At 51.9% G+C, this 14,129-nt stretch carries 14 protein-coding genes; 11 read left to right on the top strand and 3 right to left on the bottom strand.

Annotated elements, in window-relative coordinates; translation table 11 throughout:
* Positions 1 to 31: 31 nt before the first annotated feature.
* Positions 32 to 790, bottom strand: a complete 759-nt coding sequence (gene pyrF / locus Q366_RS01725; RefSeq protein WP_035235677.1) for an orotidine-5'-phosphate decarboxylase — start codon at positions 788 to 790, stop codon at positions 32 to 34.
* Between the two features lie 109 nt (positions 791 to 899).
* Between pyrF and Q366_RS01720 the strand changes: the two genes are divergently transcribed.
* The gene (locus Q366_RS01720; RefSeq protein ID WP_035235676.1) at positions 900 to 1,952 is read left to right on the top strand and encodes a GGDEF domain-containing protein; all 1,053 of its coding nucleotides are present in this window, start codon (positions 900 to 902) and stop codon (positions 1,950 to 1,952) included.
* Positions 1,949 to 2,434, top strand: a complete 486-nt coding sequence (ilvN, locus tag Q366_RS01715) for an acetolactate synthase small subunit (RefSeq protein ID WP_035235674.1) — start codon at positions 1,949 to 1,951, stop codon at positions 2,432 to 2,434. Before Q366_RS01720 ends, ilvN begins: the two co-directional genes overlap by 4 nt.
* Here ilvN and Q366_RS19980 read toward each other — a convergent pair.
* Complete coding sequence (locus tag Q366_RS19980; protein ID WP_051957749.1) at positions 2,385 to 3,797, bottom strand: VCBS repeat-containing protein; 1,413 nt, start codon at positions 3,795 to 3,797, stop codon at positions 2,385 to 2,387. The two genes, ilvN and Q366_RS19980, sit on opposite strands and share 50 nt — an antisense overlap.
* A 195-nt stretch (positions 3,798 to 3,992) precedes the next feature.
* Between Q366_RS19980 and selA the strand changes: the two genes are divergently transcribed.
* The 4 genes from selA to Q366_RS01690 are packed head-to-tail and all read left to right on the top strand — an operon-like array spanning position 3,993 to position 8,261.
* On the top strand, positions 3,993 to 5,399 hold the full coding sequence (gene selA, locus Q366_RS01705) for an L-seryl-tRNA(Sec) selenium transferase (protein WP_035235673.1): 1,407 nt from the start codon (positions 3,993 to 3,995) through the stop codon (positions 5,397 to 5,399).
* 9 nt (positions 5,400 to 5,408) lie between these two features.
* Positions 5,409 to 6,638, top strand: a complete 1,230-nt coding sequence (locus tag Q366_RS01700; protein ID WP_035235671.1) for a tetratricopeptide repeat protein — start codon at positions 5,409 to 5,411, stop codon at positions 6,636 to 6,638.
* A 38-nt stretch (positions 6,639 to 6,676) separates the two neighbouring features.
* A complete protein-coding gene (locus Q366_RS01695; protein WP_035235670.1) occupies positions 6,677 to 7,249 on the top strand; it encodes a D-sedoheptulose-7-phosphate isomerase in 573 nt (190 codons plus the stop codon).
* Entirely contained in the window at positions 7,239 to 8,261 is a 1,023-nt protein-coding gene (locus Q366_RS01690; RefSeq protein WP_084691660.1) for a GSU2086 family protein, read from the top strand. Before Q366_RS01695 ends, Q366_RS01690 begins: the two co-directional genes overlap by 11 nt.
* 78 nt (positions 8,262 to 8,339) lie before the next feature.
* Here Q366_RS01690 and Q366_RS01685 read toward each other — a convergent pair whose 3' ends face one another.
* Complete coding sequence (locus tag Q366_RS01685; RefSeq protein ID WP_035235668.1) at positions 8,340 to 8,786, bottom strand: DMT family transporter; 447 nt, start codon at positions 8,784 to 8,786, stop codon at positions 8,340 to 8,342.
* A 215-nt stretch (positions 8,787 to 9,001) separates the two neighbouring features.
* Between Q366_RS01685 and Q366_RS01680 the strand changes: the two genes are divergently transcribed.
* From Q366_RS01680 to moaA, 5 genes are all read left to right on the top strand, one after another.
* Positions 9,002 to 10,177, top strand: a complete 1,176-nt coding sequence (locus Q366_RS01680; RefSeq protein WP_035235666.1) for a M20 family metallopeptidase — start codon at positions 9,002 to 9,004, stop codon at positions 10,175 to 10,177.
* Positions 10,178 to 10,324: 147 nt separating this feature from the next.
* Positions 10,325 to 10,579: an FmdB family zinc ribbon protein gene (locus tag Q366_RS01675; RefSeq protein WP_035235665.1), complete on the top strand. Its 255-nt coding sequence runs from the start codon at positions 10,325 to 10,327 to the stop codon at positions 10,577 to 10,579.
* A gap of 2 nt (positions 10,580 to 10,581) precedes the next feature.
* Positions 10,582 to 11,508 (top strand): hydroxymethylbilane synthase, encoded by a 927-nt coding sequence (gene hemC, locus Q366_RS01670; RefSeq protein WP_035235663.1) that lies wholly within the window; start codon positions 10,582 to 10,584, stop codon positions 11,506 to 11,508.
* Positions 11,505 to 13,055 (top strand): uroporphyrinogen-III C-methyltransferase, encoded by a 1,551-nt coding sequence (gene cobA, locus Q366_RS01665; protein WP_035235662.1) that lies wholly within the window; start codon positions 11,505 to 11,507, stop codon positions 13,053 to 13,055. The genes hemC and cobA overlap by 4 nt, the downstream gene beginning before the upstream one ends.
* An 8-nt stretch (positions 13,056 to 13,063) precedes the next feature.
* Entirely contained in the window at positions 13,064 to 14,047 is a 984-nt protein-coding gene (moaA, locus tag Q366_RS01660) for a GTP 3',8-cyclase MoaA (protein ID WP_035235660.1), read from the top strand.
* Positions 14,048 to 14,129: the final 82 nt, after the last annotated feature.

Here is a 14,129-nt window from a genome sequence, read left to right as displayed (position 1 = left end):
GTCTTTTTCTCTATTTTTTAAACCCGGTCTGTCAAACCCGGTCTGTCAGATTGTCCTGCCCGGCAGGGCCGGACAGACCGGCTTCAATTTCCAGGGCCACCTTTTCAGCAGCCCGGGCCGGCTCGTCAGCATCCCGGATAGGCCGGCCAATGACAATATAATCAGAACCATCCTGCACCGCCTTAGCCGGGGTGACAACCCGTTTCTGGTCATCCCCGGGGGTCAGGCACCATTGGGGCCGGATCCCCGGCGTAACGAACAGACACCCTTTGCCCAGTTGCGTTTTCAACATGGCGGTCTCCTGACCTGAACACACCACACCGGCACATCCGGCATCCAGGGCCATGCGGGCCCGCAGCAGCACCAGCTTTTCCGGGGCATTGACATATTCATCCTTAAACCCCTGGACCCGGACCGTATCTGCGTCATTATCCGTAAGCAGGGTCACGGCAAGCACTTTGGTCTTACCGGCATTTTTAACGGCTGCCCCAAGCATTTTTTGTGAGGACGCGCCGTGGACTGTTACCAGATCCACCCCCAGATCCGCCACCCGGGCCATGGCCCGGCCGACCGTGGCTGAGATATCATGCAGTTTCAAATCCAGAAAAATACCTGCACCGGACATTTTTCTGACCATCTCCACCACAGCCGGACCCTGGCGGATAAACAGTTCAAGGCCGATTTTAAACATCCCCACCCGGCCGTCAAGCTGCCGGATATGGGAGTGAGCCGCCTCCATGGAGGGGAAATCCAGAGGGAAAATAATATATTCTTTTGCTGCTTTCTGCATGAGCCCCTTTGTCATCCTATGTTATGATCCTATGTTGACATAAATAACAAATTAAGAGAATCTATCACAAAAGGCCTTTTTTTGCTTTAAAAAAACGGAAGGGAACTCAATGCTAAAAAACTTATATCCTGATTCCCTGGAAGCATCAGGAAGATATCTGCGAATAGTTCTCAAAGAAATCTCCGAACTTAAACTTCCTTATACCCCGATTGTCTATTCGGTGTGGTATGAGTATGCCTCGGGCCGGAATCCTGAACTGAACAAGGATATCCAGGCAGCCCGGAAAAAAAAAGAACGCATAGACTATCAAAAGGTCCTTGACTGGTTCAGGCACTACGTTTCTGACAGGCCATTGCTTGTTACCGAAGAGCAAACCAGAAAAGCGGGAAGCCTTCTTGACGGAATGAGCTCCCAGCTTACCGAAGCCGGAAACCGTATGAACCGGCAGGGAGATCAGCTCAAAGCCCATAACGAGCGTTTAAGCAAGGCATCAATCGGATCCGATATCAAAAGTATTTCCCTGGATATTGTTTCGGAAACCCGGCGGATCATTGATGGCAATACAGACCTTAAAAACAATGTTCACAACACCATCAGCGACCTTGATGCCCTGAAGCTGGAACTTAGAAACCTGCGGGAAGCGGCAAAAACGGATATGCTCACAGGGCTGCTTAACCGCCGCGGTTTTGAGGATGCCATTGCCGAACCCATGAAAGATGCCCAGGAGGAGACCGCCCCCTTAACCCTGATTATCGCGGACATTGACCTGTTTAAACGAATAAATGATAACTATGGTCATCTTACCGGCGATAATGTTCTCAAACTGCTGTCCAAGCTTTTACAAAAACACATCAAAGGCAAGGATATTGCCGGCCGGTTCGGCGGTGAAGAATTTATCATGGTGCTGCCTGAAACAAAAATGGACGGGGGTTTTATCCTGGCAGAACAGATCCGCACCAGCCTTGAAAAAATCAGATGGCAGTCCAAAAGTTCAGGCAAGGACATCGGCACCATCACCATCTCCCTAGGCGTGGCCCAGTTGATCCCCGGTGAAGACTTGGACGCCCTGATTACACGGGCGGACAAGGCCCTTTATGCAGCCAAGGAAAACGGCCGTAACCGCACCGGCACCCACAATGGCAAAGAGGTGGTCCTGCCTTGAAAAAAAACAGGTACACCCTGACCATGCTGGTTGAAAACGAACCCGGGGTGACGGCCAGAATCACGGGGCTTTTTGCCAGCAGGGGCTATAACATCGAAACCATCTGCGGTGCCCCCACGGCAAATCCCAAAATGTCCAGAATCACCATCACCACCCACACACACCCGAAAATGTTAGAGCAGTGCATGAAGCAGATCAAGCGCCTGGTCAACGTCATCAAGCTCAGGGACATGACTGGCGAAAAGGCCGTCAAAAGGGAAATGGCCCTGATCTGTGTCAAAGCCCTGCCTGAAAACCGGGATGAGATCCGCTCTCTGATTCAGGAATTCAACGGCACCATGATGGACGAAGGCAGCCAGCACTTTATTTTCGACGTATGCGGCGATGAGGACACCATTGATATGCTTCTTGAAAAACTGTCACCCTTTGGCATCAAAAAACTTGCCCGTTCCGGTGTGTTAGCCCTTTATCGGGAAGCTTGATCCGGTTAAAAATACGGTTTGCGTTCCCCAGTCTGTTTTCCGTTTTTGACGGTATATTGAAAAGCCTGCGAATCTGTTGCTCCATTTCCTGAATCTGACGCCTCATTTCTTCCAGAAAATTTTTAGCCTCTGTCTGCCATGTTTGTTCCATGGATAGAAACGCTCCATTTTCAAGGGGTCCGGAAACTGTCCTGGCTGTGTTCATACCCTGGGGCAGATCTGCCTGGATGTTCGATTCAGCAGACACCGATTCCGGTTCCGTTGATCGTGCGGCAAGATCAATCTGCTGAACGCTGCCCACATTGCCGTTTTCAAACAAAAACAGACCCGAGCGGGCCACATTTCCGGTGAGGGCATTATCCGCATCAGCCAATTTAAATCCGGTGGCGGCATTGTCAAGGTAGACAGCACCAATGCCGGCATCTGCCAGGGAAACCAGCAGGTCATTGCCAGCCCCATCCCGGGTCCAGACAGAAAGCTTGGAAAACACGTCATCATTTTCATCAATCCATCCGTTGCCGTCCAGATCATAGGCAGCCAGTTCATCAAACCCGTTACCCGTGCCCGGGCCAAACAGCTCGGAACCATTGTTGATAATGCCGTCATTGTTCTTGTCAAAACTCAAAAACCCCGAACCTGATGCGGCAAAGCTGATCTCTTCGGTGGTTCCGTCATTGTCCAGGTCAAATTCAAACCGGGTATCGCTCAATGCAGGCACGCCGCCTTCAAGATTGATGATCAACGGATCAATCAGAACCATTTCCTCCTGCCAGGTGCTGATCAGTGCCTGCTCTCTTGTTTCGGTCATCGTAGTTCTGTCCATGGCAAGATCCAGAGAAAAATTGATGGCCCTGCCGTCCTCGGTCAATACCTGTCCCTGGGCGGCAAAGGTCATCTGTTCCTGCTCAAAATGGCTTGTGGTGCGGTCCAGGGAAACCGTGGCGTTTGCGGACCGAATCTGTCCCGAAAACAGGCTGGCGGTTCCGGACTGTTGCACCGTTCCCAGGGTTTCAAGGCTCAGGGATGAAACCTGTTCCTTAACCACAGTAGAGACCAGCTTTTCCACCATCTCCTGCTGGGAGAAATTAACAGCGTCATTGTCGTCTGCACCCCAGACACTGGACTGTGATGACAAAGAATGGCTGTATTCATTACTGGTTTCCCGGATGGCAGCCCCGGAAATACTGACCCGGTCCACCATCACCCGGGGCAGGCTGGCGGCGATTTCGGATGCGACACGATTGCGCTTTGATGACAAGATGCCCGCAGTGGTTGTTCTTGATGATTTTTTCTCCTGGAGCGTATCCTCTTGTTCCAGCATATAAGAAGACGACAAGCCCACACTGCTTTGTGATATCTTCATGATCCTCCTTTAATCCCGTGAATTTTTCTAAAAACAAATCAAGTTAAAAATTGAATCGGCATCAGAAACTTAAAACTTTACCCGGATCCCAATTCCAGTTATAACCCACAGATTAAGGTTGAATAATTTCAGGAATTAATGATAATTAAGGCTATTTTAACGAAAATCATTACCCGTATTTTTATTGAATGAACTATGAAACAGCCAATGCCGGATAAACAGTTACAATTAAAATCTCTGCCCGGCGTGGATCATATTCTGACCCTTGCCGAAACAGATGACCGGTTTATACGGGTGCCGCGCAGCCTTGTACTTGAATCGGTACGAAGGGCCATTGACGATATCCGCACACAAATACTTGAACACAGGCCCCTAGTCGTCAGTGATGAAGCAATAATAAAACAGGCAGCCCTGCTTGCTGCCCGGAAAATGAAAAACCGGCTTGGGCCTTTGATCAATGCCACCGGCGTGGTTCTGCACACCAACCTCGGCAGGGCAGTGCTCTGCCGGGAGGCCCTGGATAATATCGTGGCGGTCTCATCCTCGTATTCCAATCTTGAACTCAATCTTTCAACGGGCAAGCGCGGCATCCGCTATGAAGCAATTGAAGCGCTGATCTGCGAGTTGACAGGGGCCCAGGCAGCCATGGCTGTGAACAATAATGCCGGTGCCGTGCTGCTGGCCTTAAACACCCTTGCCCAGGGACGCCAGGTCATTGTTTCCAGAGGCGAGCTGGTGGAGATCGGCGGTGCCTTCAGGGTACCGGACGTGATGATAAAAAGCGGATGTATCTTAAAGGAAGTGGGGACCACCAACCGCACCCACCCCCATGATTACACCCATGCCATTACCGAAGAGACAGGGCTTTTGCTCAAGGTTCACACGTCCAATTATAAAATTGAGGGATTCACCACATCGGTCTCGCTCAAGGACGTGGTGGGCATTGGAAAGTCCCATGGTATTCCGGTAATGGAAGACTTGGGCTCGGGCACGCTGATTGACCTCAGCGCATTCGGGCTGCCTTCCGAACCCCCGGTTTCTGAACAGGTAGCCTCGGGTGCCGACGTGGTCACTTTCAGCGGAGACAAACTTTTAGGTGGTCCCCAGGCAGGCATTATTGTCGGCACAAAACAGTGCCTGGACCAGATCAGGGCCAACCCGCTGACCCGGGCCCTGCGCATTGACAAAATGACCCTGGCGGGCCTGGAAGCTACACTCAAGCTTTACCGGGACACCCGGGTGGCTGTTGAAAAGATCCCCACCCTGAAAATGCTGACCCTGCCCTATGAACAAATCTGCCAGGATGCAGAGGTTCTGTTATCACTGGTCACAGAGGCTGTGGGGGACCGGGCGGAACTCGCCCTGGCAGATATGACCTCCAGGCCGGGCGGCGGCTCCTGTCCCGGGCTGACCCTGCCCACCCGGTGCCTGACCATCCGGCCCGAAACCATGTCCGTAACATCCCTGGACAAACAACTGCGGGCCTTTGATCCGCCCGTGATGGGACGCATTGAGAACAATTGCTTCATCATTGACCCCAGGACACTTCAACCCGGACAGAACAAAATCCTTGCCAACATCTTAAAAAAATTAATGAATTAACTAATAATTATGACGCTAAAATTCGTTGCAAAAGAGATCCAGTTTTTAAAAACAGCCGGGGACGCCCCTGATTTCAGTCCTCCGGAAGTCTACTATTCGGACCTGCTCATCCAGCCCTCAAAAGAATTTGAAGTTTTTTCCCGGCGTATGGCCGATACCTGCGCATCCCAAAAGATGTTTACCACGGCCGCCATACAGATTGATCCGGCAGCACCGGAAAAGACCCTTGATAACGCAAATGAAATTTTTCATGCCTGCTTTCATTCGGTGCTGGATGAAGACCGAGGCATCTGGGAATGCCTGGACCCGTTTACTGCCATCTTTGTGTTCTGGGATTATAAAACAGCTTCCCAGGGTAAAAAACTGCTTGACCTGCTCAATGAAAAGATATCCCAGGCACTGAATGCCAAACTGATCATGGGGACCATTGCCTTTCCCTTTCACGATTTCCCGGTTGAAGAGATGGCCGGATGCGCGCTCAAAGCCCTGGACCATGCGGCATTTTTCGGCCCCGGCCATACAGTTGAATTTGACGCCCTGTCCTTGAATATCAGTGGCGACAGGCTGTTCCAGTTCAATCATATTGATGCAGCCATCACCGAATACGAAAAAGGGCTTTCCATTGCCCCGGCCAATATCAACCTGCTCAACAGCCTGGGCGTCGCCTTTGGGATAGACGCCTGCCTGGACAAGGCCATGGAATTCTTTGAAAAGGCCCGCAATATCAATCCCGAAGAGGCGATGGTCATCCACAACATCGGCCTGATCCACCGGATCAACGATAAAAACGATTCCGCACTGGCTTACCTGAAAAAAGCCCACGGAATCAATCCTGATGTATTTGAAATTGAGCTGCTTTTAGGCCATCTCCTGTTCAAGGAAAAAAAATTTGCCATGGCCATGGCCCATCTGGATGCCGCCATCCGGCTCAAACCCGAATCCGGCACAGCATTCAGAATCAAAGGCCAGATCCTTCTGGACAGGGAAGATGCCCCAGGTGCCGCAGTCCAGTTCAACCAGGCGGTAAAACTCAATCCCAATGATCCCGAAGCGTTGTCCGGCTATGCCCGGGCCATGGCGTTACAGAAAAAAAACCTGACCATTGCTTTAAGTTTTGCAAAGAAAAGTCTGGCCCTGGATCCTAAAAATGAACAGTACAAACAATATCTTGAAGAAATTCAAAATATCCACGACCAGATTGAGGGCACACACCAGGACAGGGCCATCAAATCAGCCTGATACCATTGGATACAAAGACCTAAAAAAAGGGAGAACAAATGAAAGCGCTGATCCGGCAGACTGTTCAGGATGCCATTGAAACCAAGCAAAAATTCTTTGCAACCCATGAGGACCTTATTGAGACCTGTGCCCGACAAATGGCGGAAATCTTTGATACCGGCAGGAAACTGCTGCTTTTCGGAAACGGCGGATCTGCAGCGGACTGCCAGCACATTGCCGCAGAATTTGTCAACCGGTTTCAGATGGAACGCAAACCACTGCCCGCCATTGCCCTGACCTGTGACACCTCCGTTATCACCAGTATCGGCAACGACTACTCCTTTGACGAGATTTTCTCAAAGCAGATCCAGGCCCTGGGACACAAAAAGGACATGGCCATTGGTATCTCAACCTCTGGAAATTCAGCCAATGTGATCCGGGCGGCAGCCGTGGCAAAGGAGCAGGGACTGACCCTGGTGGGATTTTCCGGGGCCAAGGGAAAGCTAAAAGAGATGAGTGACATGGCATTTTGTGTGGACAGTCCCGTAACCGCGCGTATCCAGGAGGTCCATATCACCCTGGGCCATATTCTTTGCGATCTTACCGAAAGAATGCTGTTCCATGTCAAATAAGAAAGGAGCCGGGCGGTCCCCCTCCCTGGATTACTTAAAATCGGATGACTTAAAACCGAGTCACTTAAAATCGGATCACCCCCAATTAGACTACTCAAAACTGTCCACCTATTCCATTAAAGACAGAAAAAGTCTGGTATCCCGGGATGATTTTGCCAGGCCCTGGACAAAGGGAGCAGGTCTTGGAACCTTTTTTGACCGGCTGCCCGCCATTCTTGCGGGCAAAGATATCCGGGGGGTGATTGACGCCATTGCCGGGGCAGCCCGGAAAAATCGCCATGTCTGCTTTGGCATGGGCGGGCATGTGGTCAAAACCGGCATGGCCCCCATCCTGATTGATCTCATGGAAAAAGGGGTGATCACCCATCTGGCCATGAACGGCTCCTGCATCATCCATGATTTTGAGGTGGCGTTCACCGGCCGTACCAGTGAAGATGTGGCCGAAAGTCTGGCCTCGGGCAGCTTCGGCATGGCCAAAGAGACTTCGGAACTGCTCAACCAGGCCATTTCCAGGGCCCATGATCAGAAAACAGGACTGGGACGGGCCGTGGGCCAGCTTATCCAAGATCTGGACCTGCCCTTTAAGGATTCAAGCCTGACCGCTGCCGGCGCACGTCTGGATGTGCCCGTAACTGTACATGTGGCCATTGGTACGGACATCATTCATATGCACCCGGGCTTTGACGGCGCGGCCTGCGGTGCTGCAACCCTTCATGATTTCAAGACCCTTGCATCAACCCTGGCAGACCTTGAAAACGGCGTATTCATCAATGCAGGATCAGCTGTCATTCTTCCTGAAGTATTCTTAAAAGCATTGACCCTGGTCAGAAACCTGGGGCATAAGGTGGATGATTTCACCACGGTAAATCTGGATTTCATCCGCCATTACCGCCCCATGACCAATGTGGTCAACCGGCCGACCCAGGGCCGGGGCAAAGGGTATGCCATTGTCGGGCATCACGAGATACTGATTCCCCTGATCGCTGCCGGCGTGATTGAAGCCCTCGAATAAGTCATGTTTGAACCCAAAGTCGCCCAGATGCAAATTTTTCTGCAACGCCGCAAATGGGTGACCTTGCGTTCAAACAGCCTAAAACCACCGTATTAACATGGTCCCCCCCACGATCAATGCAATACCGGCAAGACGGGGCCAGTTAACCGGCTGAACCGGCATGCCAAACAGACCAAAATGGTCCATGGCCACAGCCATGACCAGTTGCCCCGCCACCACCAGGCCAAAGGTCAGGGCCGTTCCCAGCCTTGGCGCAAGCACGATGGTCGCGGTTACATAAAAGGCACCTAAAAGCCCGGCCAGCCAAAGACTCCAGTGAACGCCTGAAACGGTGCGGATCACCGCAAAATCCATCCTTCCGATCAGCGCATAAGCTAAAAGCCCTGCCGTGCCCACGGCAAATGAAATCAGGGCCGCATAAAAGGGATCGTTCAACGCTTTTCCGATCTTTGCATTCATTCCGGCCTGCACTGGCCCCAGCATGCCCGCAGCAAACGCAAGCACCAGCAGAAATATGAATTTCATTCAAATAAATCCCTTATTATTAAAAGTTCAGTATAGCGTTTTGTTTTCCCGGATACCATCGTATTTTAAAAACCTATATTTTCCAGGTTGACATTCACACCAAATCCTGAAAAATTCTATCCATTAAAATTAAGGAACCGAAATTTTATTATTTCTGTTGCTGGCAAAATTGTACTTTATAAACATTAATTAATAAACTCAGACAACCTCCTTAGATGACTACCCCGGAAAAGCTGATCCAATCCATATTGAAATCCCACGAACACGATTTATTGTCCGTGGTGCGCAAAATTCATGAAACACCGGAACTTTCCGAAAAAGAGACCCGGGCATGCGCCTGGCAGGCGGATCTGCTGAACGCCTGGGAATTTTCTGTGGAAACAGGATATAAGGGCCTTGCCACGGCCTTTAATGCGACAGCAGGCCGGAACGGACCCCATATCTGCTTTATGGCTGAATATGATGCCCTGCCCGGCATAGGACACGGGTGCGGCCATAACCTGATTGCCGGTGTGGCACTGGGGGCGGGCGTGGTGCTGAAAAATCTTTTGGCCCTTCACCATTTACCCGGCAGGGTTACGGTGATGGGAACCCCTGCCGAAGAGCAGCGGGGCGCCAAGATTGATCTAATCCGGAGCGGGGCGCTGGAAAATGTGGACCTGGTGCTCATGGCCCACCCGTCGGACCATGCCACAGGCCCCTATGCCGGAGAGTCCGGTATCAGACAGTTCATGGTCTCATATACGGGAAAAACCGCACACGCGGCAGATTGTCCTGAAAAAGGCATCAACGCCCTGGACGCCCTGCGGCTTTTATTCAACGGCGTGGATGCCTGGCGCCAGCAGCTCACTGAAACCAGCCGGGTCCATGGGGTGATCCGGGACGGGGGCCAGGCCCCCAATATTATCCCGGACTTTGCCCGGGCCGAGTTCTATTTACGCGATTTTGATCTTCACTTTCTTGATCAGATGCAGGTCCGGTTTGAAAATATTGCCAAAGGCGCTGCACTGATGACCGATACAGCACTGACGTTTTCGGAAATACCCAACCCGTATAAACCGGGCATTCCCAATGCTCCGCTCAACCAGGCCTTTTTCTCGCTTGCCCGGGATGCCGGTATGCAGCCCCAATGGCCAAAGCCGTCCCGGGGGTCCTCGGATTTCGGAGATGTCACCTATGAAATTCCGGCCATGCACGCCTATTTTAACATTACCCAAGACAATCCCGGTATTATTATTCACTCCAGGGAATTTGCCCGGGCAGCGGCAACGGACTTTGCATTTTCCCAGATGAAAAAAACCGCCCGGATTCTTGCTCAAATTGCCTGGCAGTTCCTGACTGAACGGGATTTCAGGCACAAAGTTCGGCAGGCCTTTCCCTTTGACAGATAAACAGCAGTCCCCCACCCTGACCATTGCAGCCTTCCATAATACGGTCCGGCAATAATACAAATTGAATCATGGCCTTGAAAAATAAGCGCTATATCCTTATATTGGAGTGTTATTTCTAACTGTAAACCAATAAAAAGGGGCGGAAGAATGCCGATTTATGAATATACCTGCAACGCCTGCGGTAAAAATTTTGAAACCCTGGTAATGGGCAGTGATACACCCCAATGCCCGGCATGCAGCAGCGAAGACCTGGCACGACTCATGTCAAAATGCGGATTTGTCTCCAAATCCACAGGCCCAGGCGGCCAAGTTCAGACAACCACATCAGCGGGCAGTTCAGGCTGTGCCGGCTGCACCTCAACAAATTGCAGTTCCTGCAGCACCAGCGCAACAATCGGGTGAATATGAAATCAAATATCTGCATTGGCACCCGGGGAAGTACACTGGCCCTGTGGCAGGCCAACCATGTAAAACAGCACATTGAAACAGCATTTCCGGACATCCGTGTTGATATAAAAACTATCAAGACCACGGGAGACCGGATAACAGACCGCCCCCTTGCCATGGTGGGAGGCAAAGGCCTTTTTGTCAAAGAGATCGAAGCCGCGCTGTTAGACGGCAGTATTGACCTGGCCGTTCACTCCATGAAGGATATGCCGGGCGAACTGCCCCGGGGACTGATTATCGGGGCCATACCGGAACGGGCCAATCCCTTTGATGTGCTCATATCCTCCCGGGGGCAGCTTTTCAAAGATTACCCCCAGGGTGCGGTCATCGGCACATCCAGCCTTCGCCGGGGCTCCCAGCTTAAACATCTGCGCCCGGATCTTGAAATCAAATCCATCCGGGGTAATCTGAATACCCGGCTTAAAAAACTTAAGTCCGGTGAATATGCGGCAATTGTTCTGGCGGCTGCCGGGCTTGAACGTCTGAGCCAGGGCAAAGAGATCACCGAGTACCTTGCTGAAACCGACATGGTGCCGGCTGTTGGCCAGGGCGCGCTTTGCATTGAAACCCGGGAAAATGATCCGGACATGGCAGATATTTTATCGGTCCTGGACCATGGCCCCACACGGATCTGTGTGACCGGAGAACGGGCATTTCTCAAAGAGATCGAAGGCAGTTGCCATATCCCTGTGGCCTGTTTCGGTAAAATCCGGGACAGCCGGGTAATACTGACTGCGGTGGTGGCATCCGAGGACGGCGAATTCTTAATTAAAGAAACCATGGAATCAACCCCTGAACAGGTGGCTGAAAAAGGCCGGGAACTGGCAAAACTTGTTCTTGATCAAGGCGGACAACGCATATTGGAGGCACTGAATATCCCATGACACAACCCCGGGGCAAAGTTTATCTGATTGGTGCAGGCCCGGGAGATCCCGGGCTTATCACCGTAAAGGCAAAAGAGTGTATTCAAGCGGCGGATGTGGTGGTTTATGATTACCTGGCATCCCCCTCTCTGCTTGGATATGCCGGAAAAGACGCTGAAATTATCTACGTGGGGAAAAAAGGCGGGGACCATACCCTGACCCAGGACAAAATCAACCTGCTGCTGGTGGACAAGGCCAGGGAAGGCAAAAACGTAGCCCGCCTCAAGGGCGGCGATCCCTTTGTTTTCGGCCGTGGCGGGGAAGAGGCCCAGGAGCTGTTGTCCTATGGCATTAACTATGAGGTGATACCCGGTGTCACATCTGCTGTGGCGGCCCCGGCCTATGCCGGGATCCCGGTGACCCACAGGGACCACACCTCCTTTGTCTCCTTTATTACCGGTCACGAACGGCCCGATAAAAAAGAGTCCCGGATGCAGTGGGACATCTTTGCCAAATCCGACGCCACCCTTGTCTTTCTGATGGGGGTCAAAAACCTGTCCAATATCGTCACAAAACTGATGGGACACGGCAAACCGCCGGATACGCCTGTGGCCCTGGTGCGCTGGGGCACCACCACCCGCCAGCAGACCGTGACCGGCACCCTGGCCACCATTGTTGATGCCGTTGAAAAAGCCGGACTGAAATCCCCGGCCATCATTGTGGTGGGGCATGTGGTCTCTTTGCGGGATGAACTGGCCTGGTTTGACCGAACGCCCCTGTTCGGGAAAAAAATTGTAATTACCCGGGCCCGGGCCCAGGCATCCGGCCTTGTGGCCTCGCTTGGCCGCCTGGGTGCCCAGTGCATAGAAATCCCCACCATTAAAATCGCACCGCCTGAAGACAAACGCCCGTTGGAAACGGCCATTGATCACCTGGACCAGTATGACTGGCTGGTGCTGACCTCGGTGAACGGGGTAAAATTTTTCTTTGATACCCTTTTTGAAAAGGGAAAGGATGTCCGTGCCCTGGGACATCTTAAATTTGCCTGCATCGGCCCTGTGACCAAAGAACGCCTGGCAGACTATGGCATCATTTCCGATATTCTGCCCGAAACCTACCGGGCGGAATCTGTTGTAGATGCATTTTCAGACCTTGATATGACCGGCAAAAAGGTATTGCTGCCCCGGGCCAAAAAAGCCCGCACCATCCTGCCCGAGGAACTGACACGCATGGGCGCCCTGGTGGATGAGGTCACCGCCTATGAAACCCGGCTGGCAGATGAGGAAAAAGACCTTCTCATTGATATGCTTAAGGCCAAAGATATAGACGCAGTGACCTTTACCTCTTCTTCCACTGTAACCAATTTTCTGACCTTGCTTGAAGGAGAGAACGCCCCTGCCCTGCTTGAAGGCGTAACCCTTGCAAGCATCGGCCCCATCACATCGGACACGATCCGGGCCAAAGGGCTTGCACCGGATATTGAGGCGGACCCTTTTACCATTGACGGTCTGATTGACGCACTGCTCGAATATTATGAAACCCCTTTGTCCGGTGTTTCAAAAAATTAAAGCGCACCATGATTGCCGGGGCCAGAAACATCAATTATCTGAGAATTTCTGTTACGGACCGGTGTAATTTCAGGTGCAGGTATTGTACTCCGGCAGCATCATTCAAGGCCATTGCCCATGACAGAATTGCCCGGTATGAAGAGATATTAAGGCTCGTCCGCATCGGCTGTGACATGGGCATCACCAAGGTCCGGGTCACCGGCGGAGAGCCTTTTGTCAGAAAGGGTATTTTCTCCTTTATCCGCCGGTTATGCCGCATTCCCCAGTTAAAAGATATCTCCATTACCACCAACGGCTCCCGTCTGGACCGGGATAAGCTGAAAGAGTTGATGGATATGGGTATCCAAAGGCTCAACTTCAGCCTGGACACCCTTATGCCGGAAAAATTCATCCGGATTACCCAACGGGACCGCTTCCAAAGGGTTTGGGACAGCATCATGGCTGCCCATGATCTGGGTATGTCACCCATAAAAATCAATACCGTGGCACTGAGAGGATTCAATGATGATGAAATCCAGGCCATTGCCGGACTGACCCGGGTATACCCCTTCCATGTCCGGTTCATTGAATACATGCCCATGGGGGGCACAGATGTGAATACAGACCGGCAGATCCTGGCCCGGGACATTAAAGATATGATCATTGACGCCCATGGGCCTTTGACAGCAGTCCCTAAAGGGCCCAATGACGGACCTGCAAAACCGTTCAGACTGGCCGGGGCCCCGGGGATTTTAGGGTTCATCGCACCGGTCAGTTCTCATTTCTGCAGTGACTGCAACAGATTGCGCCTGACCTCCCGGGGAACCCTCAGGCCCTGTCTGCTGAGAAACAATGAAACCGATATTCTCACCTCCCTGCGCAACGGTGCCGATGATCAGGCGCTAAAACAGATTATGGTCACAGCCCTGAGGGACAAGCCGTTATGCCATAACTTAAAAAAGAGAACTGCCCGGGATGTGCCGTTGAATCATATGGCATCCATTGGCGGATAAAGAATAGAAACGCGCCCGCCAACCGTGTGTGACGCATGCCCCGGCACCTTCAGCGAATTTCAAAATTCTATTGACTTTATGG

Origin of the sequence: Desulfobacter vibrioformis DSM 8776 (genome assembly GCF_000745975.1) — a bacterium.
GTDB classification, from domain to species: Bacteria; Desulfobacterota; Desulfobacteria; order Desulfobacterales; family Desulfobacteraceae; genus Desulfobacter; species Desulfobacter vibrioformis.
The sequence above is the reverse complement of the archived record's forward strand: the minus strand, read 5'-3'. Positions and strand labels throughout refer to the sequence as shown.

Excerpts from the sequence above, each read along its gene's own strand:
- pyrF (WP_035235677.1), bottom strand. The coding sequence starts at position 790 with ATGCAGAAAGCAGCAAAAGAATATATTATTTTCCCTCTGGATTTCCCC.
- Q366_RS01720 (WP_035235676.1), top strand. The coding sequence starts at position 900 with ATGCTAAAAAACTTATATCCTGATTCCCTGGAAGCATCAGGAAGATAT.
- Q366_RS19980 (WP_051957749.1), bottom strand. The coding sequence starts at position 3,797 with ATGAAGATATCACAAAGCAGTGTGGGCTTGTCGTCTTCTTATATGCTG.
- selA (WP_035235673.1), top strand. The coding sequence starts at position 3,993 with ATGAAACAGCCAATGCCGGATAAACAGTTACAATTAAAATCTCTGCCC.
- Q366_RS01700 (WP_035235671.1), top strand. The coding sequence starts at position 5,409 with ATGACGCTAAAATTCGTTGCAAAAGAGATCCAGTTTTTAAAAACAGCC.
- Q366_RS01695 (WP_035235670.1), top strand. The coding sequence starts at position 6,677 with ATGAAAGCGCTGATCCGGCAGACTGTTCAGGATGCCATTGAAACCAAG.
- Q366_RS01690 (WP_084691660.1), top strand. The coding sequence starts at position 7,239 with ATGTCAAATAAGAAAGGAGCCGGGCGGTCCCCCTCCCTGGATTACTTA.
- Q366_RS01685 (WP_035235668.1), bottom strand. The coding sequence starts at position 8,786 with ATGAAATTCATATTTCTGCTGGTGCTTGCGTTTGCTGCGGGCATGCTG.
- Q366_RS01680 (WP_035235666.1), top strand. The coding sequence starts at position 9,002 with ATGACTACCCCGGAAAAGCTGATCCAATCCATATTGAAATCCCACGAA.
- Q366_RS01675 (WP_035235665.1), top strand. The coding sequence starts at position 10,325 with ATGCCGATTTATGAATATACCTGCAACGCCTGCGGTAAAAATTTTGAA.
- hemC (WP_035235663.1), top strand. The coding sequence starts at position 10,582 with ATGAAATCAAATATCTGCATTGGCACCCGGGGAAGTACACTGGCCCTG.
- cobA (WP_035235662.1), top strand. The coding sequence starts at position 11,505 with ATGACACAACCCCGGGGCAAAGTTTATCTGATTGGTGCAGGCCCGGGA.
- moaA (WP_035235660.1), top strand. The coding sequence starts at position 13,064 with ATGATTGCCGGGGCCAGAAACATCAATTATCTGAGAATTTCTGTTACG.